The organism is Streptomyces sp. NBC_00513, from assembly GCF_041431415.1.
Lineage (GTDB): Bacteria > Actinomycetota > Actinomycetes > Streptomycetales > Streptomycetaceae > Streptomyces.
The window spans coordinates 4387849-4413565 of the sequence record NZ_CP107845.1 but is presented as its reverse complement, the minus strand read 5'-3'; the positions used below and the strand labels follow the sequence as shown (position 1 = coordinate 4413565).

Annotated in this window: 24 protein-coding genes and 1 riboswitch; of the genes, 11 read left to right on the top strand and 13 right to left on the bottom strand. The window is 72.3% G+C overall.

Annotated features, from left to right (window positions below; all coding sequences use genetic code 11):
* Positions 1-178 precede the first annotated feature (178 nt).
* Positions 179-2299, top strand: a complete 2121-nt coding sequence (locus OHA84_RS20430) for an AAA family ATPase (RefSeq protein ID WP_371591430.1) — start codon at positions 179-181, stop codon at positions 2297-2299.
* A gap of 125 nt (positions 2300-2424) precedes the next feature.
* On the opposite strand, the gene OHA84_RS20425 is transcribed toward OHA84_RS20430, so the two are convergent.
* Positions 2425-3111 carry a copper homeostasis protein CutC gene (locus tag OHA84_RS20425; RefSeq protein WP_053681101.1) on the bottom strand — a complete coding sequence of 229 codons (687 nt, stop codon included), beginning with the start codon at positions 3109-3111 and terminating at the stop codon, positions 2425-2427.
* A 140-nt stretch (positions 3112-3251) separates the two neighbouring features.
* Between OHA84_RS20425 and OHA84_RS20420 the strand changes: the two genes are divergently transcribed.
* Both OHA84_RS20420 and OHA84_RS20415 read left to right on the top strand, forming a co-directional pair.
* Positions 3252-3938 carry a hypothetical protein gene (locus OHA84_RS20420; protein ID WP_266970376.1) on the top strand — a complete coding sequence of 229 codons (687 nt, stop codon included), beginning with the start codon at positions 3252-3254 and terminating at the stop codon, positions 3936-3938.
* 96 nt (positions 3939-4034) lie between these two features.
* Positions 4035-5264: a Cmx/CmrA family chloramphenicol efflux MFS transporter gene (locus OHA84_RS20415; RefSeq protein WP_266970377.1), complete on the top strand. Its 1230-nt coding sequence runs from the start codon at positions 4035-4037 to the stop codon at positions 5262-5264.
* A 121-nt stretch (positions 5265-5385) separates the two neighbouring features.
* On the opposite strand, the gene OHA84_RS20410 is transcribed toward OHA84_RS20415, so the two are convergent.
* The 3 genes from OHA84_RS20410 to OHA84_RS20400 form a co-directional block, all read right to left on the bottom strand.
* The gene (locus tag OHA84_RS20410; protein ID WP_266948956.1) at positions 5386-7107 is read right to left on the bottom strand and encodes a VCBS repeat-containing protein; all 1722 of its coding nucleotides are present in this window, start codon (positions 7105-7107) and stop codon (positions 5386-5388) included.
* 239 nt (positions 7108-7346) lie between these two features.
* Positions 7347-7613, bottom strand: coding sequence for a DUF4031 domain-containing protein (locus OHA84_RS20405; protein WP_053681110.1), 267 nt, complete (start codon positions 7611-7613; stop codon positions 7347-7349).
* A 7-nt stretch (positions 7614-7620) separates the two neighbouring features.
* Positions 7621-7995: a hypothetical protein gene (locus OHA84_RS20400; protein ID WP_053681111.1), complete on the bottom strand. Its 375-nt coding sequence runs from the start codon at positions 7993-7995 to the stop codon at positions 7621-7623.
* A 148-nt stretch (positions 7996-8143) separates the two neighbouring features.
* Here OHA84_RS20400 and OHA84_RS20395 point away from each other — a divergent pair, with 148 nt between their 5' ends.
* From OHA84_RS20395 to OHA84_RS20380, 4 genes are read left to right on the top strand one after another with little or no spacing between them, the layout of a single operon-like run.
* Positions 8144-9184, top strand: coding sequence for a MurR/RpiR family transcriptional regulator (locus OHA84_RS20395; RefSeq protein WP_266970378.1), 1041 nt, complete (start codon positions 8144-8146; stop codon positions 9182-9184).
* Positions 9185-9197: 13 nt separating this feature from the next.
* The gene (gene murQ / locus OHA84_RS20390) at positions 9198-10121 is read left to right on the top strand and encodes an N-acetylmuramic acid 6-phosphate etherase (RefSeq protein WP_266970380.1); all 924 of its coding nucleotides are present in this window, start codon (positions 9198-9200) and stop codon (positions 10119-10121) included.
* 26 nt (positions 10122-10147) lie between these two features.
* Positions 10148-11641 carry a PTS transporter subunit EIIC gene (locus OHA84_RS20385; protein ID WP_266970382.1) on the top strand — a complete coding sequence of 498 codons (1494 nt, stop codon included), beginning with the start codon at positions 10148-10150 and terminating at the stop codon, positions 11639-11641.
* Between the two features lie 54 nt (positions 11642-11695).
* Positions 11696-12277 carry a GNAT family N-acetyltransferase gene (locus OHA84_RS20380; protein ID WP_053681116.1) on the top strand — a complete coding sequence of 194 codons (582 nt, stop codon included), beginning with the start codon at positions 11696-11698 and terminating at the stop codon, positions 12275-12277.
* Between the two features lie 56 nt (positions 12278-12333).
* Here OHA84_RS20380 and OHA84_RS20375 read toward each other — a convergent pair whose 3' ends face one another.
* From OHA84_RS20375 to thrC, 6 genes are all read right to left on the bottom strand, one after another.
* Positions 12334-13074, bottom strand: a complete 741-nt coding sequence (locus tag OHA84_RS20375; protein WP_266970383.1) for a family 16 glycosylhydrolase — start codon at positions 13072-13074, stop codon at positions 12334-12336.
* A 106-nt stretch (positions 13075-13180) separates the two neighbouring features.
* Complete coding sequence (locus OHA84_RS20370; protein ID WP_266970385.1) at positions 13181-13780, bottom strand: phosphoribosylanthranilate isomerase; 600 nt, start codon at positions 13778-13780, stop codon at positions 13181-13183.
* A 128-nt stretch (positions 13781-13908) separates the two neighbouring features.
* The gene (gene groL, locus OHA84_RS20365) at positions 13909-15531 is read right to left on the bottom strand and encodes a chaperonin GroEL (protein WP_053681120.1); all 1623 of its coding nucleotides are present in this window, start codon (positions 15529-15531) and stop codon (positions 13909-13911) included.
* A gap of 313 nt (positions 15532-15844) precedes the next feature.
* Positions 15845-16051, bottom strand: a complete 207-nt coding sequence (locus OHA84_RS20360) for a cold-shock protein (RefSeq protein ID WP_030009783.1) — start codon at positions 16049-16051, stop codon at positions 15845-15847.
* A 442-nt stretch (positions 16052-16493) separates the two neighbouring features.
* Complete coding sequence (locus tag OHA84_RS20355) at positions 16494-16772, bottom strand: MoaD/ThiS family protein (RefSeq protein WP_053681121.1); 279 nt, start codon at positions 16770-16772, stop codon at positions 16494-16496.
* A 33-nt stretch (positions 16773-16805) separates the two neighbouring features.
* Positions 16806-18089, bottom strand: a complete 1284-nt coding sequence (gene thrC / locus OHA84_RS20350) for a threonine synthase (RefSeq protein ID WP_053681124.1) — start codon at positions 18087-18089, stop codon at positions 16806-16808.
* 17 nt (positions 18090-18106) lie between these two features.
* A riboswitch (SAM riboswitch) is annotated at positions 18107-18264 on the bottom strand.
* Positions 18265-18461: 197 nt separating this feature from the next.
* Between thrC and OHA84_RS20345 the strand changes: the two genes are divergently transcribed.
* Positions 18462-19412 (top strand): glucosyl-3-phosphoglycerate synthase, encoded by a 951-nt coding sequence (locus tag OHA84_RS20345; protein WP_053681126.1) that lies wholly within the window; start codon positions 18462-18464, stop codon positions 19410-19412.
* 45 nt (positions 19413-19457) lie between these two features.
* On the top strand, positions 19458-20891 hold the full coding sequence (locus tag OHA84_RS20340) for a trehalose-6-phosphate synthase (protein WP_053681127.1): 1434 nt from the start codon (positions 19458-19460) through the stop codon (positions 20889-20891).
* Positions 20892-20914: 23 nt separating this feature from the next.
* Here the strand turns inward: OHA84_RS20340 and otsB are convergent, their stop codons facing one another.
* The 3 genes from otsB to OHA84_RS20325 all read right to left on the bottom strand — a co-directional run bounded on the left by otsB (position 20915) and on the right by OHA84_RS20325 (position 23402).
* The gene (gene otsB, locus OHA84_RS20335) at positions 20915-21766 is read right to left on the bottom strand and encodes a trehalose-phosphatase (RefSeq protein WP_053681128.1); all 852 of its coding nucleotides are present in this window, start codon (positions 21764-21766) and stop codon (positions 20915-20917) included.
* A 33-nt stretch (positions 21767-21799) separates the two neighbouring features.
* Complete coding sequence (locus OHA84_RS20330) at positions 21800-22036, bottom strand: DUF3263 domain-containing protein (protein WP_053681130.1); 237 nt, start codon at positions 22034-22036, stop codon at positions 21800-21802.
* Positions 22037-22100: 64 nt separating this feature from the next.
* Positions 22101-23402: an extracellular solute-binding protein gene (locus OHA84_RS20325; RefSeq protein ID WP_053681132.1), complete on the bottom strand. Its 1302-nt coding sequence runs from the start codon at positions 23400-23402 to the stop codon at positions 22101-22103.
* Positions 23403-23612: 210 nt separating this feature from the next.
* Here OHA84_RS20325 and OHA84_RS20320 point away from each other — a divergent pair, with 210 nt between their 5' ends.
* Both OHA84_RS20320 and nagA read left to right on the top strand, forming a co-directional pair.
* Entirely contained in the window at positions 23613-24545 is a 933-nt protein-coding gene (locus OHA84_RS20320) for an ROK family protein (RefSeq protein WP_053681134.1), read from the top strand.
* A complete protein-coding gene (gene nagA, locus OHA84_RS20315) occupies positions 24545-25696 on the top strand; it encodes an N-acetylglucosamine-6-phosphate deacetylase (RefSeq protein ID WP_053681136.1) in 1152 nt (383 codons plus the stop codon). Before OHA84_RS20320 ends, nagA begins: the two co-directional genes overlap by 1 nt.
* Positions 25697-25717 lie beyond the last annotated feature (21 nt).

Here is a 25717-nt window from a genome sequence, read left to right as displayed (position 1 = left end):
CGTCCCGCCGGGGGAACCTCCACCCCGCGAAACCCGTTCGCGCACCACCCCGACCATGACTAGAATCTCCGCTCTTGCCGCCTCCCGCCGCACCGGGGAGAGCCGCCCGCCGCACGGAAACCGGCGGGCATCTGTCCGTTCCGATCGCCGCAGATGATCAGTAGCTGGAGGCAGTCCCGTGCCCGCGCACGCCCCCGAGCCCGCCACCGTCACCGCCACCGGCGGGCCCCCCGTCGAAACCGACCCCGCGCACCCCCTCGCCCGCGAACAGGCGCACCTCGCCGCCTCCCGTTCCGCGCTCCGCGCGATGCGCGAGGACGTGGAGTCCCTCGACATCCGCGACGTCACCGCGAACTGGGTCAACGCGATCGTCCTCCAGGCCCAGATCGACGACCGCGTCAAGGCCCTCGCCGACCTCGCGCACACCCCGCTCTTCTTCGGCCGCCTCGACTACCTGCACGCGCCGGGCGCCGAACTCGCCGAGGGCGCGGAAGGCGAGCAGTTCTACATCGGCCGCCGGCACGTCCACGACGCCGACGGCGACCCGATGGTGATCGACTGGCGCGCGCCCGTCTCCCAACCGTTCTACCGGGCCTCCAAGACCGACCCGCAGGACATCGCGCTGCGCCGCCGCTTCGGGTACACCGGCGGTTGGCTGACCGCGTACGAGGACGAGCACCTCTCCGACCCGGCCGAGGCGGCCTCCGTCAGCAGGCTGCTCCAGCAGGAGATCGAGCGGCCGCGCGTGGGCCCCATGCGGGACATCGTCGCCACGATCCAGCCCGAGCAGGACGAGATCGTCCGCTCCGGCCTGTCCGGTTCCGTGTGCGTGCAGGGGGGTCCCGGCACCGGGAAGACGGCCGTCGGCCTGCACCGTGTCGCGTACCTCCTGTACGCGCACCGCGATCGGCTCGCCCGCACGGGCACGCTCGTCATCGGCCCGAACCGGTCCTTCCTGCACTACATCGAGCAGGTGCTCCCGGCCCTGGGCGAGCTGGAGGTCAAGCAGGGCACGGTCGACGACCTCGTCTCGCGGGACGGCCTGGAGGTGCGCGGCACCGACGGCGCGGCCACCGCCGTGGTCAAGGGCGACGCCCGCATGGCGTCGGTGCTGCGCAACGCGGTCCACTCCCACGTCAGCCACCCCGAGGAGCCGCTGATGGTGGTCCGCGGCTCGCGCCGGTGGCGGGTGCCGGCGTACGAGCTCACGGAGATCGTCGAGGAGCTCCAGAAGCGGGAGATCCGCTACGGCGCCGCCCGCGAGGCGCTGCCGCAGCGGATCGCGCACACGATCCTCGTACGGATGGAACAGGCGGGCGAGGCCCCGGACGACCGGGTCCAGGACGCGGTGGCCCGGAACGCGGCCGTCAAGGCGGCGGTGAAGGCGATCTGGCCACTGGTCGAGCCGGCGAAACTGGTGCTGCGGCTGCTCTCCGACCCGAAGTTCCTGGCGGAGCACGCCGCCGGGATCCTGTCGGACGACGAGCAGGAACTGCTGCTGTGGTCGAAGCCGTACCGGAGCGCGAAGTCGGCGAAGTGGTCGGCGGCCGACCTGGTCCTGATCGACGAGGCGGCCGACCTGGTGGAGCGCACGCATTCGCTCGGCCACGTCGTGCTCGACGAGGCCCAGGACCTGTCCCCGATGCAGTACCGGGCGGTCGGACGGCGCTGCACGACGGGATCGGCGACCGTGCTCGGCGACCTCGCGCAGGGCACCACCCCGTGGGCCACGCGCAGTTGGGACGAGGCGCTGACCCACCTGGGCAAGCCGGAGGCGGTGCTGGAGGAGCTCACGGCGGGCTTCCGCGTGCCGCGCGAGGTGATCGCGTACGCCTCGCGGCTGCTGCCGGCGATCTCCCCCGGCCTGGCCCCCGTCTCCTCCGTCCGCGAGACCCCCGGCTCCCTCCTGATCGAGGAGACCGCCGACCCCGCCGGCCTCACGGCCGCGGTCCTCGACGCCTGCCGCGCCTCCTTCGCGCACGAGGGCTCCATCGGCCTGATCGCGGCGGACGCCCGTGTCCCGGAGCTCGCGGAGGCCCTGCGGGCGGCGGGCATGCCGTACCTGGATCCCGGTGAGGAGACGACGGCGCAGTCCCGGTTGACGCTGGTGCCGGCGTCGCTGGCGAAGGGACTGGAGTACGACTACGTGGTCCTGGACGAGCCGGGGGCCGTCGTCGCCGGCGAACCGGACGAGCGGACGGGGCTGCGGCGGCTGTACGTGTGCCTGACCCGCGCGGTCTCCGGACTCCGGGTGATCCACACGACCGGCGCCCTCCCGGAGGCGCTGACCGGTCCCTGACGAGCCCTCCCGACGCGCGGGCCCGTCGCCCGGGACCGACACCCGGGACCGACGCCCGGGACCCGGGCCGCGCACCGACGACCCACCCCCGGTCCGCGGCCCGCCCCGGTCCGGCCCGCCGGCGGTCAGCCCAGCGCCGTGCGCCACTGCGCGACCGCCGCCGGGGAGACCGGCCGGTCCCACCCGGAGGGACGGGCCGCGCCGCCGATGTGGAAGGCGTCGACGCCCGCCTCGCGGAGCACCGGGAGGTGGGCCAGGGTGAGCCCGCCGCCGACCAGGATCCGCGCCCCGTACCCCGGCTCGCCGCCGCGCGCGGCCTCCGCCAGCAGCGTCGGCAGGCCCGCGTCGACACCCGTCGCCGAGCCCGCGGTGAGGTAGGTGTCCAGGCCCGGCAGATCGGCGAGCGCCTTGCGCAGGTGGTCGCGGTCGGCCGCCCGGTCGATGGCCCGGTGGAAGGTCCACGGGCAGCCGTCCAGCTCCGAGACGACCGCTTCCACGGCGGCGAGGTCGGGGCTGCCGTCCGGGTTCAGGAAGCCGAGGACGAACTCCCGGGCGCCTTCGGCCCGCAGCGCCCGCGCCTGGTCGACGAGGAGGTCGAGCGGTCCGGCCGCGAAGCCGTCCGTGCGGCGGATCATCACGCGCAGCGGGATGTCGACCGCCGCCCGGATCGCCGCGAAGGTCTCGCGCGGCGGCGTGAGCCCGTCGGCGGCCATGTCGGTGACCAGCTCCAGTCGGTCCGCCCCACCGGCCTGGGCGGCCATCGCGTCCTCCGCGTCGAGGGCGATCACCTCCAGGAGCGCACGGTTGCTCATTCGATTCCATCCATCCTTCGGAGAACTGCCCGTATGTGACCCGTATGCGACCCGTGAGAAATAGGTCTAGTCCAATATCCAGGGTACGGGCCTCGGCCCGCGCTTCACCAGCACAATCACGCCACCCGCACAATGTGCCCATGACCCCTGACCCGGCGCACGACACCGCGCCGCCCGACACCGCCCCGCTGCGCGCCCGCTGGCAGGCCACCGTCACGGCCGCCGGAGCGGCGCCCGACACGGACCCCGCCCCGTACGCGAAGCGCCTCCTCGCGGCCTGGGCGGAGCCGCAGCGGCGCTACCACACCACCGCGCACCTGGCCGACGTCCTCTCGCGGATCGACGTCCTCGCGCCGCACGCGCGCGACCTCGCCGCCGTGGAACTCGCGGCGTGGTTCCACGACGCCGTCTACCGCCCGGACCGCTCCGAGAACGAGGAGCGCAGCGCCGTCCTCGCCGAGCGCGCCCTGCCCGAGCTGGGCATCGACGCCGACCGCACCGCCGCGGTGGCCCGCCTGGTCCGGCTCACCGTCACCCACGACCCGGCCCCCGGGGACGGCGACGGCGAGGTCCTCTGTGACGCCGATCTGGCCGTCCTCGCCGGGGAGCCCGACGCGTACGCCGCGTACGTCGCCGCCGTGCGCGCCGAGTACGGGTTCGTGCCGGACGACGCCTTCCGCGAGGGCCGGGCCGCCGTCCTGCGCCAGTTGCTGGGCTTGCCCCGGCTCTTTCGCACCCCGTACGGCGCCGCGCACTGGGAGGCGCCGGCCCGCCGCAACCTGGCCGCCGAGCTGGCCACCCTCACCGACGTCGGCGACCCGGGCTGAGGAGGGGCCGACGGGAGGCCGACGCGGCGCCGGGGAATGCGAGCACGTTCGCGGTGGTTTGTGACTGTCATGCCCGCAGCCTCCACACGATCCCGCATGCCCGTCGCCGTCTACGTCCTCGGCCTGTCCGTCTTCGCCCTCGGGACCAGCGAATTCATGCTCTCGGGGCTCCTGCCACCCATCGCCGAGGACATGGGCGTCAGCATCCCGCAGGCGGGCCTGCTCATATCCGCCTTCGCGATCGGCATGGTCGTCGGGGCGCCGCTGCTGGCCGTCGCCACGCTGCGGCTGCCGCGCCGCACCACCCTCGTCTCCCTGATCGCCCTCTTCGGGCTCGGGCAGGTCGCGGGCGCGCTGGCCCCCTCGTACGAGCTCCTCTTCGCCTCCCGCGTGGTCTCCGCCCTCGCCTGCGCCGGCTTCTGGGCCGTCGGCGCGGCCGTCGCCATCGCCATGGTCGACAAGGACCAGCGGGCCCGCGCGATGGCCGTCATGATCGGCGGCCTGTCCATCGCCAACGTCCTCGGCGTGCCCGCCGGCGCCTTCCTCGGGGAGCACCTGGGCTGGCGCTCCGCGTTCTGGTCGGTCGGCGCGGCCTCCGCGGTCGCCCTCGTCGGCATCCTGACGCTGATCCCGAAGATCCCGCTGCCCGCCGAGAAGCCGCGGATCAAGAGCGAGCTGCGGATCTACCGGGACCGCCAGGTGTGGCTGTCCATCGGCATGACCGCCCTCGCCGCCGGCGGTGTCTTCTGCGCGTTCAGCTACCTGTCTCCGCTGCTCACGGACGTGGCCGGGCTGGACTCCGGGTGGGTGCCGTGGATCCTGGGCCTCTTCGGGGTGGGCGCGCTGATCGGCACCACCATCGGCGGGCGGGTCGCCGACGCGCACCTGTTCGGCGTGCTGATCTGGGGCATCACCGCCTCGACGGTCTTCCTCACGACCCTGGCCCTGCTGGCCTCCGTGCAGGTGGCGGCGATCGGGCTGTCGTTCCTGCTCGGCGTCTCGGCGTTCTTCACGGCCCCGGCCCTGAACGCCCGCATGTTCAACATCGCGGGCGCCGCCCCCACCCTGGCGGGCGCCACCACCACGGCCGCGTTCAATCTCGGCAACACCGGGGGCCCCTGGCTCGGCGGCACCGTCATCGACGCCGGAATGGGCTTCTCCGCCACCGCCTGGGCGGGCGCGGCGATGACGGTCACCGCGATCGGCCTGGCCGTGGCCGCGCTGCGGCTGGACCGGCGGGACGGCGGGGGCGGGACGGTCCGCGCGTCCAGGATCGTCGCGTCCGCCGGCCGTGTCGCGGAGCCGCAGCCGGCCCGGACCCACTGAGCCCGGACCCACTGAGCGCGTCACCGACGGCGAGACGGCCTCCGCCCACGAGGGGCGGAGGCCGTCTCACGCTCTTTCCGGTGCCGCTGCGCCCCTTCCGGGGCCGCTTCGGCCACCGGACCTAGAACAGCAGGTTGTAGGTCTGCCAGCCGGTGCCGATCTTCACGCGCGAGGCGTACGGCTTCGCCGCGACGCCGGTGCCCGCGTAGGACCAGAGCCCACCCGCGGCGTCCCGCGCGACCAGGTCGGCCTTGCCGTCCGAGTTCAGGTCGCCCGGGGCCAGCACGGTGTTGTAGATCTGCCAGCCGGTGCCGATCTCGGCCCGGGGGCCGAAGGGCGTCGCGCCGACACCCGTGCCCGGGTACAGCCACAGCTTGCCCGCCGTGTCACGGGCCAGCAGGTCGGGCTTGCCGTCGCCGGTCGCGTCGGTTCCGCCGACCAGCGAGTTGAAGATGTTCCAGCCCGCGCCCATCTTCACCCGGTTGCCGAACGGCGCCGCGGTGTTGCCGGTGCCGGGGTACAGCCACATCGTGCCCGCGGTGTCCCGCGCCAGCAGGTCCGCGTTCTTGTCGCCGGTCAGGTCCGAGGCGCCCGTCAGCGAGTTGAAGGCGTTCCAGCCCGCGCCGAGCTTCAGCCGGTCCTTGAAGATGCCGCCGTCACCGGACATCCGGTAGAACCACAGCACGCCGGCCTTGTCCCGGGCCACCGCGCCCGGACCGGTGCTCTGCACGGTCAGCGGACCCAGCCGGGTGATCGCCGAGTACCGGTTCCAGTCCGGGGCGCCGCCGACCAGCGAGGACGACTCGAACGGCTGCGCGCCCCTGCCCGTGCCGCGGTAGTCGTACAGATCGCCGTCCGCGCTGCGGCCCACGACCCGGAAGCGCTCGGACACCGGGATCGAGCTGCCGATCGTGAAGTCCGCCGCCTTCTCCGGGTTGCCCGTGCCGAAGGTGTACACCTCGTAGACGGCGGTGTTGCGCAGCCGCCACGCCGGCGCGCCGGCCGCGGCCTTCAGCCCGTAGGTGACCGTGTAGTCGCCGGGCTTGGTGATGTCGCAGCGGATCTCGTTGCCCCAGCCGGGCTCGCCGAGCGAGTGGTCGCACTCCGCGCCCGCCGCGCCGCCCGCGCCGACCCCGTCGACGCTGACCTTCAGCTCGCCCTCGTCCCAGCGCCGGAAGCCCGGCGCCGCGCTCAGGCTCATCTGGAGGCGGCCCTTGTCGACCGCGTGCAGCTTCACGGTGTGCGCCGCCGAGCCGCCGGCCGGCAGCTGCGGCGTCGTCAGCGTCATGGTGTTCTGCGCGACCTGCGCCTTGGTCTTGGCCGTGATCGTCGCGTGCGCCCGGCGCGGACCGATGGGCTTGGAGCCGGCGGTCTGCGCCTCCTTGATGCCCGCGTCGACGCTCGCGCCGCGCGGCACGTAGACGAGGCTGTAGTAGGCGGTCGTGCCGTTCGCCGCGGTGCTCGTCGCCGAGACCTCGGGAGCCGGGTTGTTCCAGCTCTTCAGGTCGCACAGGTAGACACCGGCGATCCCGGCCTTCGGCTTGCAGGCGTCCGTCGGGTCGACCTTCAGCCCGGCCGGCGCGCCGCCGCCGGACCAGCCGGCGTCCGTGAGCGGCTTCCTGCTCAGCGCGTACACGTACGTGCCGTCGGGCTCACCGGAGTTCTGTCCGCCGGTGGACGGCGGCGACAGCCAGGTCCAGCCCTCGCCCGGCATGAGGACCTTGTCCCCGATGTCGTAGAACTCGAACGTCGGATCCCCGGCCGCCACGGCCGTCCCCGCCCCCACGACGCCACCGGTGACGAGCAGCGTCGCCGCGATCCCGGCGCCCAAAAATCTTCGCAAAGTTCCCCCCAAGAGATTGGTTGATCGGCGGACGCTAACACGCCGTGCCGACAGCCGGTCCGCCCGGGGTTCCCGGCAGTCCGCGAAGGCTCCATGCCCAGGTCAGCGGCGCGACCGCGCCCTGCCCGCGATGCCCCGGGATGGCCTCGATGTCCCCTCGGGGCGGCGGGAAACACGCCCCTGCCTCCGGGCCACTCGCGCGCCGCGACCGCCCCCGCGCGGGCAGCACGCCGGACGACCTACGCCGGGCGTCCCTTCGGGCGGCGCAGGCCCGCCGATGTCAGCCGGCGGACGAGTTCCTTGCTGCCGATCTCCACCGCGCCCGCCCCGACCGCGTCCGCGTACCGGTACGAGGGCACGTCGTAGTGGTCCCGCTCGAAAGCCCTGGGCGGGCAGCCGATCATCGCGGCGAAGGCGTGGAGTTCCTCGTACGAGACGTCGCTGACCAGGTGTGACCACATCCGGCCGTGCCCCGGCCAGGTCGGCGGATCGATGTACACCGTCACCGGCGGCTCACCGCCGGCCGAAGACGGGGGCGAGCCCGCCGACGGCCGCCACCCGGACGCCCGCCTCGGAGCACACCCAGTGCGGGTCGGGCCCGAGTTCCGGTTCGACGTCCAGCGCGTGCGGGTCGCCGTGCGTGCAGACGGGGCACAGGGGCCAGCGGCCGTACTTCTCCAACAGCGCGTCCTGGACGTCCTGGGCGACGAGGCCGGCGAGGAAGTCGACGCCCTCGGGCCACTGCTCCACCCACCAGCGCCGGTGCGTGACGGCGTCCTCCACGAGGGAGACGACATCGGCCTCGGCGACGTCGCCCGCGACGAGATCGGTCAGTACGAGGGCACGGGCGGCGTGCAGCGCCTGCTCCAGGGGGGTCGCGTGGTCCATGCGCCCATTGTGAACCCGCGACGGCCCCGGAACGAAGGCCCCCGGACAAAGCGGACCGAAGGCCCGCGGCCCCGGTCGCGGAAGTCCCGCGGAACCGGGGCCTCATGGCGTCTTGACCCGCGCCCCTGCCTGAAAATAGATTTCAAGTGTGAGCGAGAACGTGAAAGAAACTTCCAGTACCGGGGCCCGCACCGACACCGGTACGACGACGGGCACCGGTACGACCACGGGCACCGGCACCGGCACCGGCACGCCCACCGACGCCCCCACCCCGGCCGTCCCCGTCGAGGCCCCCGCCCCGGCCGCCCTCCGCGCCCGCGTCCGCAGCCTCGGACCGCACATGACCCGCTCCATGCAGGCCGTCGCCGAGGCCGTCGCCTCCGACCCGGCCGGCTGCGCCAGGCTCACCGTCTCCGCCCTCGCCGCGCACACGGGCACCAGCGAGGCCACCGTCGTCCGCACCGCCCGCCTCCTCGGCTACCCCGGCTACCGCGACCTGCGCCTGGCCCTCGCCGCGCTCGCCGCGCAGCAGGAGTCCGGCGCGGCCCCCGCCGTCACCGTGGACATAGCGGTCGACGACCCGATCGCCGACGTCGTCGCGAAACTCGCGCACGAGGAGGCGCAGACCCTCGCCGACACCGCCGCCGGCCTCGACCTCGGACAGTTGGCCGCGGCCGTCACCGCGCTCGCGACCGCCCGCCGCATCGACGTGTACGGCGTCGGCGCGTCCTCCCTCGTCGGCCAGGACCTCGCACAGAAACTGCTGCGCATCGGCCTCATCGCGCACGCCCACACCGACCCCCACCTCGCCGTGACCAACGCCGTCCTGCTGCGCCCCGGCGACGTCGCCGTCGCCATCACCCACTCCGGCACCACCGGGGACGTGATCGAGCCGCTGCGCCGGGCCTTCGAACGCGGCGCGACGACCATCGCCGTCACCGGCCGCCCCGGCGCACCCGTCGCCCACTACGCCGATCACGTGCTCGCCACCTCCGCCGCCCGCGAGAGCCGGCTGCGCCCGGCGGCCATGTCCAGCCGCACCAGTCAGCTGCTCGTCGTGGACTGCCTGTTCGTCGGGGTCGCGCAGCAGACGTACGAGACCGCGGCGCCCGCCCTGGCCGCCTCCTACGAGGCGCTCGCGCCCCGACACTCCGCCACCGCCCCCACCAGTAGGCGCACCACCCGCTAGGAGCCCCCCGCCCATGACCGCGCACTCCGAACTCCGCGCCCAGCTCGACACCCTGACCACCGAGGCCTTCCGCCCCGAACTGGCCCAGATCGACCGGCTGTCCACCCTTGAGATCGCCCGCGTGATGAACGCCGAGGACGCCGGCGTCCCGGCCGCCGTCGCCGGCCGGTTGGAGGGGATCGCCGCGGCCGTCGACGACATCGCCCCCCGGATGGCCCGCGGCGGCCGGCTGATCTACGCGGGCGCCGGCACCGCCGGCCGGCTGGGCGTCCTGGACGCCAGCGAGTGCCCGCCCACCTTCAACACGGACCCGTCCCAGGTCGTCGGCCTGATCGCGGGCGGCCCGTCCGCGATGGTCAAGGCCGTCGAGGGCGCCGAGGACTCCAAGGAACTGGCCGCCGAGGACCTGACCGCCCTCGGGCTGAGCGCCGACGACACCGTCGTCGGCATCTCCGCCTCCGGCCGCACCCCGTACGCCGTCGGCGCGGTCGAGTTCGCCCGCGCACGCGGCGCGCTCACCGTCGGACTGTCCTGCAACGCCGGCTCCGCGCTCGCCGCCGCCGCCGAGCACGGCATCGAGGTGGTCGTGGGACCCGAGCTGCTCACCGGCTCCACCCGCCTGAAGGCGGGCACCGCGCAGAAGCTCGTACTGAACCTCCTCTCGACCGTGACGATGATCCGTCTCGGGAAGACGTACGGGAACCTCATGGTCGACGTGCGCGCCTCGAACGAGAAGCTGCGCGCCCGCTCCCGCCGCATCGTCGCCCTGGCCACCGGCGCGTCCGACACGGAGATCGAGGCCGCGCTGACCGCCACCGACGGCGAGGTCAAGAACGCCGTCCTCGTCATCCTCGGCGGGGTCGACGGCCCCACCGCGGCCGCACTCCTCACCACCTCCCAGGGCCACCTCCGGGCCGCCCTCACCCAGACCCGCTGACCCCCGGCAGCAAGGCGAACACCACGATGTCCACTGACAAGAACCGCGCCACGGCCGCCGCGATCCTTCCTCTGGTCGGCGGCCCGGACAACATCACCTCCATCGCGCACTGCATGACGCGTCTGCGCATCGGCCTGCGCGACCGCTCCCTGGTCCGGGACGAGGCCCTCAAGGCCGTGCCCGGCGTGATGGGCGTGGTCGAGGACGACACGTACCAGATCGTCCTGGGCCCGGGCACCGTCGCCCGGGTGACGCCCGAGTTCGAGGCGCTGGTGGAGGAGGGCCGCTCGGCGGCCGTCCCGCCCGCCCCCGTGACGGCGGACGAACTGGCCGCCCAGGGCGCGGCGATGAAGGACGCGCGCACGGCGCGGAACTCCACGCCGTTCAAACTGTTCCTGCGCCGGATCGCGAACATCTTCGTCCCGCTGATCCCCGCGCTGATCGGCTGCGGCATCATCGCCGGCCTGAACGGCGTGCTGACGAACGCGGGATGGCTGCCGACGGTCGTCCCGGCCCTGGCGGCCATCGCGTCCGGGTTCATGTCGTTGATCGCGGTGTTCGTCGGCTACAACACCGCGAAGGAGTTCGGCGGCACCGCGATCCTCGGCGGCGCGGTCGCCGCGATCATCGTCTTCCCGGGCGTCGCGAAGATCGACGCGTTCGGCCAGCAGCTCTCCCCCGGACAGGGCGGTGTGCTCGGCGCGCTCGCGGCGGCCCTGCTCGCCGTCCAGGTGGAGAAGTGGTGCCGCAAGTGGGTCCCCGAGGCGCTGGACGTCCTGGTCACCCCGACGCTCACCGTGCTGGTCTCCGGCCTGGTCACCCTCTACGGCCTGATGTTCCTCGCCGGCGAGGTCTCCACGGCGATCGGCTCCTTCGCCAACTGGCTGCTCGCCACCGGCGGCGCCTTCGCGGGCCTCGTCCTCGGCGGGCTCTTCCTGCCGCTGGTGATGCTGGGCCTCCACCAGGCCCTGATCCCGATCCACACCACCCTCATCCAGCAGTCCGGACACACCGTCCTGCTGCCCATCCTCGCCATGGCGGGCGCGGGCCAGGTCGGCGCGGCCATCGCCGTGTACTACCGGCTCCCGCGCAACCGGTCGATCCGCACGACCATCAAGTCGGCGCTCCCGGCCGGCTTCCTGGGCGTCGGCGAGCCGCTGATCTACGGTGTCTCGCTGCCGCTGGGCCGCCCCTTCGTCACCGCCTGCGTGGGCGGCGCGGCCGGCGGGGCCTTCGTCGGCCTCCTCAACCAGCTGGGCTCGTCGTTCGGTTCCACCGCGATCGGCCCGTCCGGCTGGGCCCTGTTCCCACTGCTCGACGGCACGGCCGGGATGGGCGCGACCATCGCGATCTACGCCGGCGGACTGGCCGTCGGCTACCTGGTGGGCTTCGTCGCGACGTACTTCTTCGGCTTCACCCGGCAGATGCTGACCGACCTGAACACCTCCCCGGAACCCGACACCGAACCGGCGCCCACCCCCCAGGACACCCCGACACCCGTCCCCGCGCCCACCCACTGACCCCGCACCAACCCCACGCACCCGCCGGGCCCGTCCGGGCGGCATCATGGGCCGATGATCGAATCGATACCCGCCGTGGTCCCGCCCGGCCGGCTGCGCGGCCTGACGCAGCCCTCGTTCGAGCTTCCCGGCGGTCTGCGCCTGCGTCCCTGGGAACCGTCGGACGCGCCCGCCCTGACCGCCGCCGGCCTGGACCCGGACATCGTGCACTGGAACCGAACCGTCCCCATGACGGAAGCGGAGGCCGTCGCGAAGGTCGCCGTGTTCCGGTCCCGTTGGCAGAACGAGCAGGCCGCGATCTGGGCCGTCGCCCCCGGGGACGCCCCGGCGGTCGGCCTGATCGGCATCGGGGACCTCGACCTGGCGGGCGGGAGCGGGGAGATCCTGTACTGGCTGCTGCCCGAGGGCCGCGGCAAGGGGGCCATGGTCCCGGCGACGGAACGCGTCGGCCGCTGGGCCTTCGAGGAACTGGGCCTGCACCGCGTGCGCATCACCCACTCCGTGGCCAACCCGGCCTCGTGCCGCGTCGCGACCGGGGCGGGCTTCCCCCTGGAGGGCACCATGCGCGGCGCCCTCCTCCACGCGGACGGATGGCACGACGAGCACCTGCACGCCCGCCTGCGCACGGACGCCTGAGCCGAAACCCCGCCGTCAGGGGGTCTCCCCCGACCCCCGACCGACACCGCGAGGTCCTAGCCCCGGTACACCCGCAGTTGGGACACCTCGTACGACATCTCCCTGGCCCCGGGGTCGGGCGCCGGGTGGTACCGGCCCGCGCACACCGACAGGTTGACGATGAGGTACGCGCGCCAGGAGCGGCCCACGCCCCGTCCGTCGCTGAAGACGCGGGCCCCGTTGACCCACCAGACGACCGAGTTCCGCCCGAACTCGACCTTCAGGTCGAGCCACGCGCCGGGCCGCACCGACGGGTCACGGTGGTAGCGGTGCGCGTCCCGGACGTGGTTGGACAGTTCCAGCAGGTCGGGGTTGTCGGGGTGGTACTCGAAGACGTCGATCTCCTGGCCGCCGTCGCGCCAGGTCCAGATGGCGGGCCAGGCACCGCGCTCCGCCGGCAGCTTCACCCGCGCCTCCAGGACGTCGCCGGTGCGCACCATGAAGCCTTCGTCGCTGCCCTCCGTGGTGAGCAGCCCGGCGTCCCAGTTGCCGTCGAGGCGTCGCGTGGCCCGGAAGACGCCACCGCGACTGTAGGAGGGGTCGGAGACGAGGTGGTCGAGCTTGTTGTCGCCCGGATTGACCGGGCCGCCGTTGGGATAGGCCCAGGAGCGGCCGGCGATCCACTGGGTGGGCGAGGCGAAGTCGGCGGTGAAGGCGGGGGCGCGGCGCGGCGAGTACACCGCGGCGCCACCGCCTCCGTCCCCTGGGGCGAGGCGGCGGGTCAGGCGCCGCAACCATCCGAACATGTCCGTGTCCATGCCTGTGGCATGCCCATCCGACCTGTACCCGCACACATGAATCTTGCCGAGAGTAATCACGTGACTTCGTTCGGCAACGGTCTGCGCCGGGGTGCGCCGCCTCGGGTCAGCCCCGCGCGGCCTCGATGAACGCACGGATCAGCTCCGGGGACTTGACCCCGCGCTCCCGTTCCACCCCGCTGGACACGTCCACGCCCCACGCCCCGGTGGTCACCAGCGCCTCGCGCACGGTGCCCGGGGTCAGCCCGCCCGCCAGGAGCCAGCGTCCCTCGGGTGCGGTGAACTCCGCCGAGCCCCAGTTCCACGGTTTGCCCGAGCCCGGGTCCGGTGCGTCGATCAGCAGCAGGTCCTCGCCGTACTCCCCCGCGGCGGCGACGGCGGCGGCCGTCGCGCGGATCAGCGTCCGGCCCTCCGCGCGCAGTTCCTCGTAGTACTCGGGCCCCTCGTCACCGTGCAGTTGTACGGAGCGCACCCCGCTCTCCCGCGTCAGCCGCCCGACCTCCTCCACCGACTGCCCGCGGAACACCCCGACCGTGAGGACCCCGGCCGGCACCCGGGCGGCGAGCTCGCGCGCGCCGGCGGCGTCGACCGTACGCGGGCTGCCGGGCGCGAAGACGAACCCGACGGCGTCGGCCCCGGCATCGACGGCGGTGTCGACGTCCCGCGCGGTCCGCAACCCACAGATCTTGATGAACACGTCAGTCATCCGTCCAGTCAACCACCCGCGGCGCTCCCGACGCCCCCGCGTCCGCCCCGCGGAACGCCCGAAGGCGGCACCCCCGCGGGGTGCCGCCTTCGGAACGCGAACGGAACTGCCGATCTGCCGGAGGCGGATCAGAAGTCCATGTCACCGCCCGGCATGCCGCCGCCCGCGGGGGCACCGGCCTTCTCGGGCTTGTCGGCGATGACGGCCTCGGTCGTCAGGAACAGCGCGGCGATCGACGCGGCGTTCTGCAGCGCGGAGCGCGTGACCTTCGCCGGGTCGATGATGCCCTCGGCGATCATGTCGACGTACTCGCCGGTCGCGGCGTTCAGGCCATGACCGATGGGCAGGTTGCGCACCTTCTCGACGACGACGCCGCCTTCGAGACCACCGTTGACGGCGATCTGCTTCAGCGGGGCCTCCAGGGCCAGGCGCACGGCGTTGGCGCCGGTGGCCTCGTCACCCGTGAGCTCCAGCTTCTCGAAGACCGCGGAGGCCTGGAGGAGGGCCACGCCACCGCCGGCGACGATGCCCTCTTCGACGGCCGCCTTCGCGTTGCGAACGGCGTCCTCGATGCGGTGCTTGCGCTCCTTGAGCTCGACCTCGGTCGCGGCGCCGGCCTTGATGACGGCCACGCCGCCGGCCAGCTTCGCGAGGCGCTCCTGGAGCTTCTCGCGGTCGTAGTCCGAGTCGGAGTTCTCGATCTCGGCGCGGATCTGGTTGACGCGACCCTGGACCTGGTCGCTGTCACCGGCACCGTCGACGATGGTGGTCTCGTCCTTGGTGATGACGACCTTGCGGGCGCGGCCGAGCAGGTCGAGACCGGCGTTCTCCAGCTTGAGGCCGACCTCCTCGGAGATGACCGTGCCGCCCGTGAGGATGGCGATGTCACCGAGCATGGCCTTGCGACGGTCACCGAAGCCCGGGGCCTTGACGGCGACGGACTTGAAGGTGCCGCGGATCTTGTTGACGACCAGGGTCGACAGGGCCTCGCCCTCGACGTCCTCGGCGATGATCAGCAGCGGCTTGCCGGACTGCATGACCTTCTCCAGGAGCGGCAGCAGGTCCTTGACCGAGCCGATCTTGGAGTTGACGATCAGGATGTACGGGTCGTCGAGGGACGACTCCATGCGCTCCATGTCGGTGGCGAAGTACGCCGAGATGTAGCCCTTGTCGAAGCGCATGCCCTCGGTGAGCTCGAGCTCCAGACCGAAGGTCTGCGACTCCTCGACGGTGATGACGCCTTCCTTGCCGACCTTGTCCATCGCCTCGGCGATGAGCTCGCCGATCTGGGTGTCGGCGGCGGAGATGGAGGCCGTGGAGGCGATCTGCTCCTTGGTCTCGACGTCCTTGGCCTGCGAGAGCAGGGCGGCGGAGACGGCCTCGACGGCCTTCTCGATGCCACGCTTGAGGGCCATCGGGTTGGCGCCGGCGGCCACGTTGCGCAGACCCTCGCGTACGAGAGCCTGGGCGAGCACGGTGGCGGTGGTCGTACCGTCGCCGGCGACGTCGTCCGTCTTCTTGGCGACTTCCTTGACCAGCTCGGCGCCGATCTTCTCGTACGGGTCCTCGAGCTCGATCTCCTTGGCGATGGAGACACCATCGTTGGTGATCGTGGGGGCGCCCCACTTCTTCTCAAGGACGACGTTGCGACCCTTGGGGCCAAGGGTGACCTTGACGGCGTCGGCGAGCTGGTTCATCCCACGCTCGAGACCGCGCCGGGCCTCCTCGTTGAACGCAATGATCTTGGCCATCTGAAGTGGTCCTCCCGGACAGGGGTGGATTGCTCCGGACCGCGCCCGCGCCCGCGACGGACGGCCAGCGAGCCCGGCGGTTCCTTCCCGCCGGACCCTGCGAGCCTCACCGGCCCGGTCCTCGTTGAGTAGCACTCTCACCTGGAGAGTGCTAACGCCAATGATTAGCACTCGACCCCCGCGAGTGCAAGCGGCTTCGGGCAACACCCCGCGAACGCGCCGGTCGGACGGGGTCACGCACGAGGGGCCCACATCCCTTGTCCAGGATGTGGGCCCCTCGTTGTCTGTACGTCGGTGGTCGATCGCGCCGGGACTAGCCGAGTGCGAGCTTGACCATGTCCGCCTGCGGACCCTTCTGGCCCTGCGAGATCTCGAACTCGACCCGCTGACCCTCTTCAAGGGTGCGGTACCCGTCCATCTGGATGGCGCTGTAGTGGACGAACACATCCGCACCACCGTCGACCGCGATGAAGCCGTAGCCCTTCTCCGCGTTGAACCACTTGACGGTGCCCTGAGCCATGCCTAACTCCCCTATTACTGGCCCTTGCGCAGGACCGCACTTCGCGGACCCGGGTCAGAACTTGCGCCGGAACGCCTCGACCGCGGCTGAATGTATCCGCACCAGTGCTGTGTGCAACAGGTCATTCCGACGAGAATTCAGGACACAAGGAAACATTGAAATAGAGTGAAAATTTGGCATATGGCCGGGCAACTCGGGCCTGACATTCGGCACCAAAGCCCCATACGGCGCTTGCATGTTGACTCAATGTCAACCATCCGGCGGCCCGCTCATATGCGGCGGGCAAGTACGGCGGAGGGGACTTCCCCAACTCTACCGCGCCCAATCAACCAGAATTGCCCCCTCCGCTTATCGGCGGAAGGGGCAATTCGGTTTGCTCTTGTCGACGCACGACCCTCGGGGGAAGTCCCCGCGGAAGTCCGTCGGCGGAAGTCCGGACGGGTCAGCAGCCGCCCGCGACCGCCGGAATGATCGAGATGCCGGCGCCGTCGGGCGTCGCCGTCTGCAGCCCGCCCTCGAAGCGCACGTCGTCGTCGTTGACGTAGACGTTCACGAAGCGGCGCAGCTTGCCCTGGTCGTCCAGGACGCGGGCGGCGATGCCCGGGTGGCTCTTCTCCAGGGACTCGATGACCTGGGAGAGGGTCGCGCCCTCGGCGGACACCTCGGCCCGGCCGCCGGTGTAGGTGCGCAGGATGGTGGGGATGCGGACGTTGACGCTCATGGCGCTACTGCCTTTCCGGAGTACGGGGGAGGGTCAGGCCAGGCCGGCGGCGCGGAACGCGTCCAGGCTCGGGCGGATGGTGGCGGTCTGCCCGCTGTCCGCGGCCACCGCCTCCAGGGTCTTGAGACCGTCACCCGTGTTCAGGATGACCGTGGTCAGCGCGGGGTCGAGCTGCCCGTTGTCGATGAGCTTCTTCGTCACGCCGACGGTCACGCCGCCCGCGGTCTCGGCGAAGATGCCCTCGGTCTGCGCGAGGATCTTGATGGCCTCGACGACCTGCTCGTCGTTGACGTCCTCCACGTAGCCGCCGGTGCGGCGGGCGATGTCCAGGACGTACGGGCCGTCGGCCGGGTTGCCGATCGCGAGGGACTTGGCGATGGTGTTCGGCTTCTGCGGGCGGACCACCTCGTGGCCGGCCTTGAAGGCGGTGGAGACGGGCGAGCAGCCCTCGGCCTGGGCGCCGAAGATCTTGTACGGCCTGTCCTCGACCAGGCCGAGCCTGATCAGTTCCTGGAGACCCTTGTCGATCTTCGTCAGCTGCGAGCCGGACGCGATCGGGATGACGATCTGGTCGGGCAGCCGCCAGCCGAGCTGCTCGCAGATCTCGTACGCGAGGGTCTTGGAGCCCTCGCCGTAGTACGGGCGCAGGTTGACGTTGACGAAGCCCCAGCCCTCGCCGAGCGGGTCGCCGATGAGCTCGGAGCAGAAGCGGTTGACGTCGTCGTAGTTGCCCTCGATGCCGACCAGGTCGCCACCGTAGACACCGGCCATGACGACCTTGCCCTGCTCCAGGTCGTGCGGGATGAACACGCAGGACCGGAAGCCGGCGCGGGCGGCCGCGGCGCCGACGGCTCCGGCCAGGTTGCCCGTGGAGGAGCAGGAGAGGGTGGTGAAGCCGAAGGCGCGGGCGGCCTCGACGGCGATGGCGACGACGCGGTCCTTGAAGGAGTGCGTCGGGTTGCCGGAGTCGTCCTTGACGTAGAGCTTGCCGGTGACGCCCAGCTCCTTGGCCAGGTTCTCGGCGTCCACGAGCTTGGTGAAGCCGGGGTTCAGGCTCGGCTTGGAGGCCACGTCCGCCGGGACGGGCAGCAGCGGCGCGTAGCGCCAGATGTTGTTCGGACCGGCCTCGATCGCGGCGCGCAGCGCCTCGGGGTCACCGGTCGGCAGGTCGTAGGCGACTTCGAGCGGTCCGAAACACTCGGCGCAGGCGAAGATCGGACCGAGTTCGAAGCGGGTGGCGCACTCGCGGCAGGAAAGGCCGGTGGCGGGTCCGAGATCTACGGTTTCGGCAGAGGTTGCGACGGTCTGTGCAGCCATGATGGCGAGGCCCTTTCTCCTCATCTTCCCCATGGCGCACTTCGCCATGAGACGGAATTGGCACCTTCCCTAGCCGGGGACCTCGCTGACGCAGCGGATGTGCGTGATCGCGAGACCGACTGGAGGGTTGCCGGGGCTTCAACGGGCCGTGTCCCTCTGCCCCTCTGGATGAGCGGTATGGCACCGGGTGACGCACTCCATGGCGGGCCCGGGCGTTTGTACACGCGGACCCCCGGCATGCGGTGGTCCATCGCGTTGTTCAAGACTGTAACCGAAGCCCCGGGCGGTTGAGACAGCCGTCCGAACGGCGAGATGGATCACATTTCGCCCCAAACCGCCGACGATCGACCGACCCATCAGGGAGTGCCGAAAGTGCTGGAAGAGGTGGAGCGCTGGCTGGCCGAGCGCTCCTGGTCCGCTGCCGATCGACCGCTCGACCAGCTGCTCGACCGGAAACGGGCGGCGGGCACCACGGTCAGTGTGGTGCTGCCCGCGCTCGACGAGGAAGCCACGGTCGGCGAGATCGTCGAGGTGATCCGCCGCGAGCTGATCGAGGGGCCGGGGACGCCGCTGGTGGACGAGCTGGTGGTCGTCGACTCGGGCTCCCGCGACCGGACGGCCGAGGTGGCCGCGAAGGCCGGCGCCCGCGTGGTGCACCGCGACGAGATCCTGCCGCGGATGCCGGCCCTGCCCGGCAAGGGCGAGGTGCTGTGGCGCTCGCTGCTGGCCACGACCGGCGACGTCGTCTGCTTCGTGGACGCCGACCTGCGTGACTTCTCGGCCTCCTTCGTGTCCGGGATCGTCGGCCCGCTGCTGACGGATCCCGAGGTGCAGTTCGTGAAGGCGATGTACGACCGCCCGCTCGGTGACGCGCCCGGCCAGGGCGGCCGGGTCACCGAGCTGGTGGCCCGCCCGTTGCTCAACCTGCACTGGCCGCGGTTGGCGGGCTTCGTCCAGCCGCTGGGCGGCGAGTACGCGGTGCGCCGGTCGCTGCTGGAGCGGCTGCCGTTCCCCGTCGGCTACGGCGTCGAGCTGGGGCTGCTGGTGGACGCGCTGCACACGGTCGGACTGGACGCGCTGGCCCAGGTGGACGTCGGCGTACGGGTGCATCGGCACCAGGACGGTCAGGCGCTCGGCCGGATGGCCGCGGCGATCTACCGGACGGCGCAACTGCGTCTGTCGCGCGGGCACCTCGTACGGCCGGAACTGACGCAGTTCGAGCGGGGCCCGGACGGCTTCGTGCCGCGGACGTACGCCGTCGACACCGAGGAACGGCCGCCGATGATCGAGGTCAAGGAGTACGCGGGCCGCCGGGTGGCGTGACGAACCGGACGTTTGAGCGGGTTCCGGTCGGGCTAGGTTCGGCGCATGGCTTCTCAGGTACTCGTCGCCGCGAATCGCGGCCCGCTCTCGTACTCCCTCGCCGACGACGGCACCCTCGACACCCGGCGCGGCGGGGGCGGTCTGGTCTCCGGGCTCTCCGCCGCCCTCGCGGAGCAGCCGGAGACGGTGTGGATCTGCGCGGCGCTGTCGGACGCGGACCGGGAGGCGGTGCGTCGGGGCGTGTCCGAGCCCGGGGTCCGGATGCTGGACATCGATCCGGCGGTGTACGACGACGCGTACAACGGCATCGCGAACTCGGTGCTCTGGTTCACCCACCACCACCTGTACGACATCCCGCGCGAGCCGGCCTTCGACGCCGAGTTCCGGCGGCTCTGGGAGTCGTACGGCGCCTACAACCGGGCCTTCGCGGAGGCGCTCGCGGAGGAGGCCGGCGAGGGCGCGTCGGTGCTGGTGCAGGACTACCACCTGGCGCTGGTGCCGGGCATGCTGCGGGTCCTGCGGCCGGACCTGCGGATCGCGCACTTCACGCACACCCCGTGGGCCTCGCCGGACTCCCTGCGGATCCTCCCGCAGTACGTGGTCGAGGAACTGTCCTGGGGCATGCTCGGCGCGGACCTGCTCGGCTTCCACACCCAGGAGTGGGCGGCGGCGTTCCTGGGGTCCATGGAGCTGGACGACGCGTGGGGCAGGGCACAGGTGCACGGCACGAGGGTCGAGCACCGCCGGTACTCGATCTGGCCGCAGCGGAGCACCGAGGTGGCGGTCTTCGGGCTGGGCGTGGACGGCGAGGAGCTGCGGGCGCTGGCCCACCGCCCGGAGGTGGACGCGAAGCTGGCGGCGCTGCGCGCGGAGGTCGGCGACCTCAAGACGATCGTGCGGGTGGACCGCACGGAGCTGTCGAAGAACATCCTGCGCGGTCTGCTGGCCTACCGGGAGCTGCTCGCCACCCGCCCCGAGTGGGTGGGCAAGGTGGTGCACCTGGCGTCGGCGTACCCCTCGCGGCAGGACCTCGCGGTGTACCGGTCGTACACGGAGGCGGTCGCGGAGCTCGCCGCGGAGATCAACGCGGAGTTCGGCACGGAGGACTGGACGCCGGTGCTGGTGTCGGTGGAGGACGACTTCGCGCGTTCCCTGGCGGCCTACCGGCTGGCGGACGTCGCGCTGGTCAACCCGGTGCGGGACGGCATGAACCTGGTGGCGAAGGAGATCCCGGTGGTCTCGGAGCGGGGCGTCGCCCTGGTCCTGTCCACGGGTGCGGGGGCGTTCGGGGAGCTGGGCGACGACGCGCTGACGGTCAATCCGTTCGACGTGACGCAGACGGCGCAGGCGCTGCACCTGGCGCTGACGATGCCGAGGTCGGAGCGGACGGAGCGCACCAAGCGGCTGGCCGCCGCCGCGACGGCCCTTCCCCCGGCCCGCTGGTTCCGCGCCCAGTTGGACACCCTGCGGGACGCGTGAGCGGGCGGCGGCCGCCGGGGTCGTCAGGCGCGCAGGGTCGCGGCCAGCGTCGCGAGGAGGGCGGCGACCTGTCCGGGGCCGGGGAGGACGAGGTCGGCGCGGGAGGCGAGTTCGGGCACCTCGGAGCCGCTGGCGACGAGCAGCCCGGGCAGTCCGTCGGCGCGGCGCTTCTCGACGGCGGCGTAGGCGGCGAGGTCCCCGAGGTCGTCCCCGGCGTAGAGCACCGCCTCGGCGCCCACCTCCGCGAGGTACTCGGTGAGGGCGACGCCCTTGTCCATGCCGGGCGGTCGCAGCTCCAGCACGGCCCGGCCCGGCTCGACCATCAGCCCGTGTCGGGCCGCGAGGTCGGCGAGGGGCTCGCGGAGCGCGGCGAAGGCCGCTTCCGGGTCGGCGGCCCTGCGGGTGTGGACGGCCAGCGCCTGGCCCTTCTCCTCGATCCAGGTGCCGCGCCAGGCCCCGATGGACTCCAGGAAGCCCGGGAGTTCGGCGCGTACGGCCGCCACCCCGGGGTGTTCGGCGGGCGCGTGCACGATGCCGGTGACGGCGTCCCACCGCTCGGCCCCGTAGTGCCCGAGCACCACCAGGTGCTCCAGTCCGGGGACGCCGGCGAACCCGCCGTAGCGGACGGCGACCCCGGCGGGCCTGCCGGTGACGACGGCGACGGCGGCCACCTCGGGGGCGAGCGCGGCCAGCGCCGGTACGGCGTCCGGGTGCGCGCGGGCCTGGTCGGGGTCGGGAACGATGTCGGCGAGGGTGCCGTCGAAGTCGAGGGCGACGACGGACCGGCGCGGTGCGCGGAGCAGGGCTTCGAGCCCCTCGCGTCCGGCGGCTGTGGCGGGCACGGGCATCGGCAGATCGTGCGGGTGGCTCCCCATGGGGACGACCCTAACGGTCCGGTCGTGGGACGGCTATCGCCGGGCCCGCTGCGCTTCGCGGATCCTGCGGAGTCGGTTGACCGTGCCGGGGGCGTGCTCCAGTGCCCGCGGATCGTCCATCAGGGCGTTGAGCAGCTGGTAGTACCGGACGGGGGGCATGCCCAGTCCTTCGCGGATGGCCCGCTCCTTGGCGCCGGGCCCCGACCAGGTACGTCCCTCGTACGCGAGCACGGCGGCCTCGGTGGCCGTCAACCGCCCGTCGTCCGTCATACGGCCAGATTAACGCCGGCCACCGACACCGCCCCGGCGGCCCCGGGGCGGTGCGGCGCGGGCGTCACTGGTCCCCGTCCGCCTTCCGCGCGGACTGGGCGATCTCGCCGAGGACCTTCTCGGGGTTGCCGCCGGGCTTGACGGTCGAGCCGATGTTCTTCTTCACGTCCTCGCTGACGCCCGCCCAGGACTTCTTGCCGACCGGGTACAGCTTCGAGGTGGGCAGGGCCGCCAGGAAGGTCTTCAGCTGCGGGGCGGAGCCGCCAGTGGCGTTCTGCATGGCCCGGAAGCCGCTGGTGGTGACGGGCAGCAGGCCGTACTGGTTGGTGAAGGAGGTCACGTTGTCGGCCTCGTACAGGAAGTCGAGGAACTGCCCGGACTCCTTCTTGTGGCCGTTCTTGAAGGCCATCACCCAGTCGGCGACGCCCATGGCGGAGTGCTCGGTGCCGTCGACCGTGGGCATGGGCACCATGCCGAACTTGAGGCCCTTCGCGGTGGCCTGCTTGATCAGCGTGGGGTGGCCGTTGAGCATGCCGACCTCGCCCCGGGTGAAGGCGTCGAAGGCGCCCTGGCGGTCGTACTTGCCCGGCTCGACGGAGCCGGTCAGGCCCTGGCCGACCAGCTTGTCGCGCAGGAACTCCAGCGTCTTGACGTTCTCCGCGGAGTCGATCGAGTAGTTCTCCTCGTTGTCGGTGTAGCCGCCTCCGCCCGCGAGGAGCCAGTTCATCGTCTCCGCCTGGGCCTCCTCGCGGCCGAGCGGCAGCGCGAAGGGGGTGGGGACGCCGTTGCCCTTGAGCTTCTTGGCGGCCGCCTCCAGCTCCGCCCAGCTCTTCGGCTGCCAGCCGCCCTTGGCGTCCTTCGCCAGCACGCCCGCGTCCGTGAGCATCTTCTCGTTGTAGAAGAGCAGTCGGGTGCTGGCCACGAAGGGCAGGCCGTACTGGGTGCGCTTGTGCTTGCCGGCGTCGGCGAGCGGGGCGAGGAAGTCGGCCTCGGTCTGCACGGAGAGCAGCTCGTCGGCGGTGTAGAGCTTGTCCGCCTCGGCGTAGTCGGCGTAAGCGCCGATCTGGGCGATGTCGGGGGCCTTGTTCGCCTTGACCATCTCGGCGACCTTCGCGTCGACCTCGGTCCAGGAGTAGACGCTGACCTCGACCTTGACGCCCGGGTGGTCCTTCTGGAACTTCTCGGCGAGGCCCTTCCAGTAGCCGGTCGAGGAGTTCTGCGGATTGTCGCCGTAGTCGGCCGCCACGACCCGGAGGGTCACCTCGTTGTCCCCGGTGAGCGCCGACACGGATCCGCAACCGGTCAGCGTCGTGGTCAGGCACAGCGCGGCCCCGGTCGCGGCCAGGCTCAGGTAACGGCCCTTCACAGTTCTCGATCCACCCCTTGTTGTACGTACGATTCGACGTAAGGTCTACACCACTTTGGCGACGCGTCCACATCCTGGAGCGCCCCGGGCCCGGACCGTGTCCGGACTGTTGCCGGACCAGGGTCCCGATTTTGTATGGCCGCTCAACAATCCTCCCCATTGGACTAGACCTTTGCCTCCCAAGCGCGCGAGACTGTCTCTGTGAAACCCGTGAAACACGTCATCGCCCTCGATGTGGGCGGCACCGGGATGAAGGCCGCCCTCGTCGCCGAGGACGGCACCCTGCTGCACGAGGCACGCCGCGCCACCGGCCGCGAGCGGGGCCCCGAGGCCGTCGTCGAGACGATCCTGGACTTCGCCTGCGAACTCCTCGACCTGGGCCGCGCCCGCTACTCCACGGCCGCCTCGGCCGCCGGCGTGGCCGTGCCCGGCATCGTCGACGCCGAGAACGGGATCGCCGTCTACGCGGCGAACCTGGGCTGGCGCGACGTACCCATGCGCGCACTCCTCGGCAGACGCCTCGGCGGCATCCCCGTGGCCCTCGGCCACGACGTGCGCACGGGCGGACTCGCGGAGGGCCGCATCGGGGCGGGGCGGGGCGCGGACCGGTTCCTCTTCGTCCCCCTCGGCACCGGCATCGCCGGCGCCATCGGCATCGCCGGCCGCATCGAGGCCGGCGCGCACGGCTACGCCGGCGAGATCGGTCACATCGTGGTCCGCCCCGGCGGACCCGCCTGCGGCTGCGGCCAACACGGCTGCCTGGAGACCCTCGCCTCCGCCTCCGCCGTCAGCCGCGCCTGGGCCGCCGCCTCCGGCGACCCCGAAGCCGACGCGGCCGACTGCGCCAAGGCCGTCGCCTCCGGCGACGCACGCGCCCGGGCGGTGTGGCAGGCCGCCATCGGCGCTCTCGCCGACGGCCTGGTCACCGCGATCACCCTGCTGGACCCCCGCACGCTGATCATCGGTGGCGGGCTCGCCGAGGCGGGGGAAACCTTGTTCACACCACTTCGGACGGCCGTGGAGGAGCGCGTGACGTTCCAGCGGCTGCCCGAGATCGTTCCGGCGGCCCTCGGGGACACCGCCGGATGCCTGGGCGCAGGGCTGCTCGCCTGGGACCTACTCGCCACGGAGGTACCTGCCTGATGTCCGGAAGCGCGCACAGCACTGTTCTCTCCGGCGCCAAGGTGGTGCTGCCCACCGGGATCGTGGCGGGCGGTCGCGTCATCGTCGACGGCGAGCGCGTCGCGGGCAGCGCCCGCGAGGACACCCGCGTCGTGGACCTGACCGGACACTGGATCGTCCCGGGCTTCGTGGACATGCACAATCACGGCGGGGGCGGCGCCTCCTTCACCTCCGGCACCGCCGAAGAGGTCCTCCGGGGGGTACGCACCCACCGCGAGCACGGCACCACGACGGTGATCGCCTCCACGGTCACCGGGGACCTCGACGAGTTGGCCCGGCGCGCGGGCCTGCTCGCCGAACTGACGCAGCAGGGCGAGATCGCGGGCATCCACTTCGAGGGGCCGTTCATCAACCCCTGCCGCAAGGGAGCGCACAAGGAGGACCTGCTCCGCGATCCCGACCCGGCCGAGGTCCGCAAGCTGATCGACGCCTCGCACGGGGCCGCCCGGATGTTCACCTTGGCCACCGAGCTGCCGGGCGGGCTGGACTCCGTACGGCTGTTGGCCGAGCACGGGGTCATCGCGGCGATCGGCCACACCGATTCCACGTACGAGCAGACGCGCCAGGCCATCGACGCGGGCGCGACCGTGGCCACCCACCTCTACAACGCCATGCCCGGTCTGGAACACCGCTCCCCCGGCCCGATCGCGGCGCTGCTGGAGGACGAGCGGGTCACCGTCGAGCTGATCAACGACGGCACGCACCTGCACCCCGCCATGCTGGAACTGGCCTTCCACCACGCGGGCGCCCACCGCGTCGCGCTGATCACCGACGCGATGGACGCGGCCGGGTTCGGCGACGGCACCTACCACCTCGGACCGCTGGAGGTCGAGGTCAAGGAGGGCGTGGCCCGCCTCGTCGAAGGCGGCTCCATCGCCGGTTCCACCCTGACCCTGGACACCGCCTTCAAGCGGTCGGTGACCGTGGACAAGCTCCCCGTCGAGTCCGTCGTCCAGGCGATCTCCGCGAACCCGGCGAAGCTCCTCGGCCTGTACGACGAGGTCGGCTCGCTGGAAGCCGGCAAGTACGCCGATCTGGTCGTCCTGGACGCGGAGTTCGAGGTCAAGGGAGTCATGCGGCGCGGCGAATGGATCGTCAGCCCGGTTTCCTGAGCGCCGGATCGGCGGCGGGAA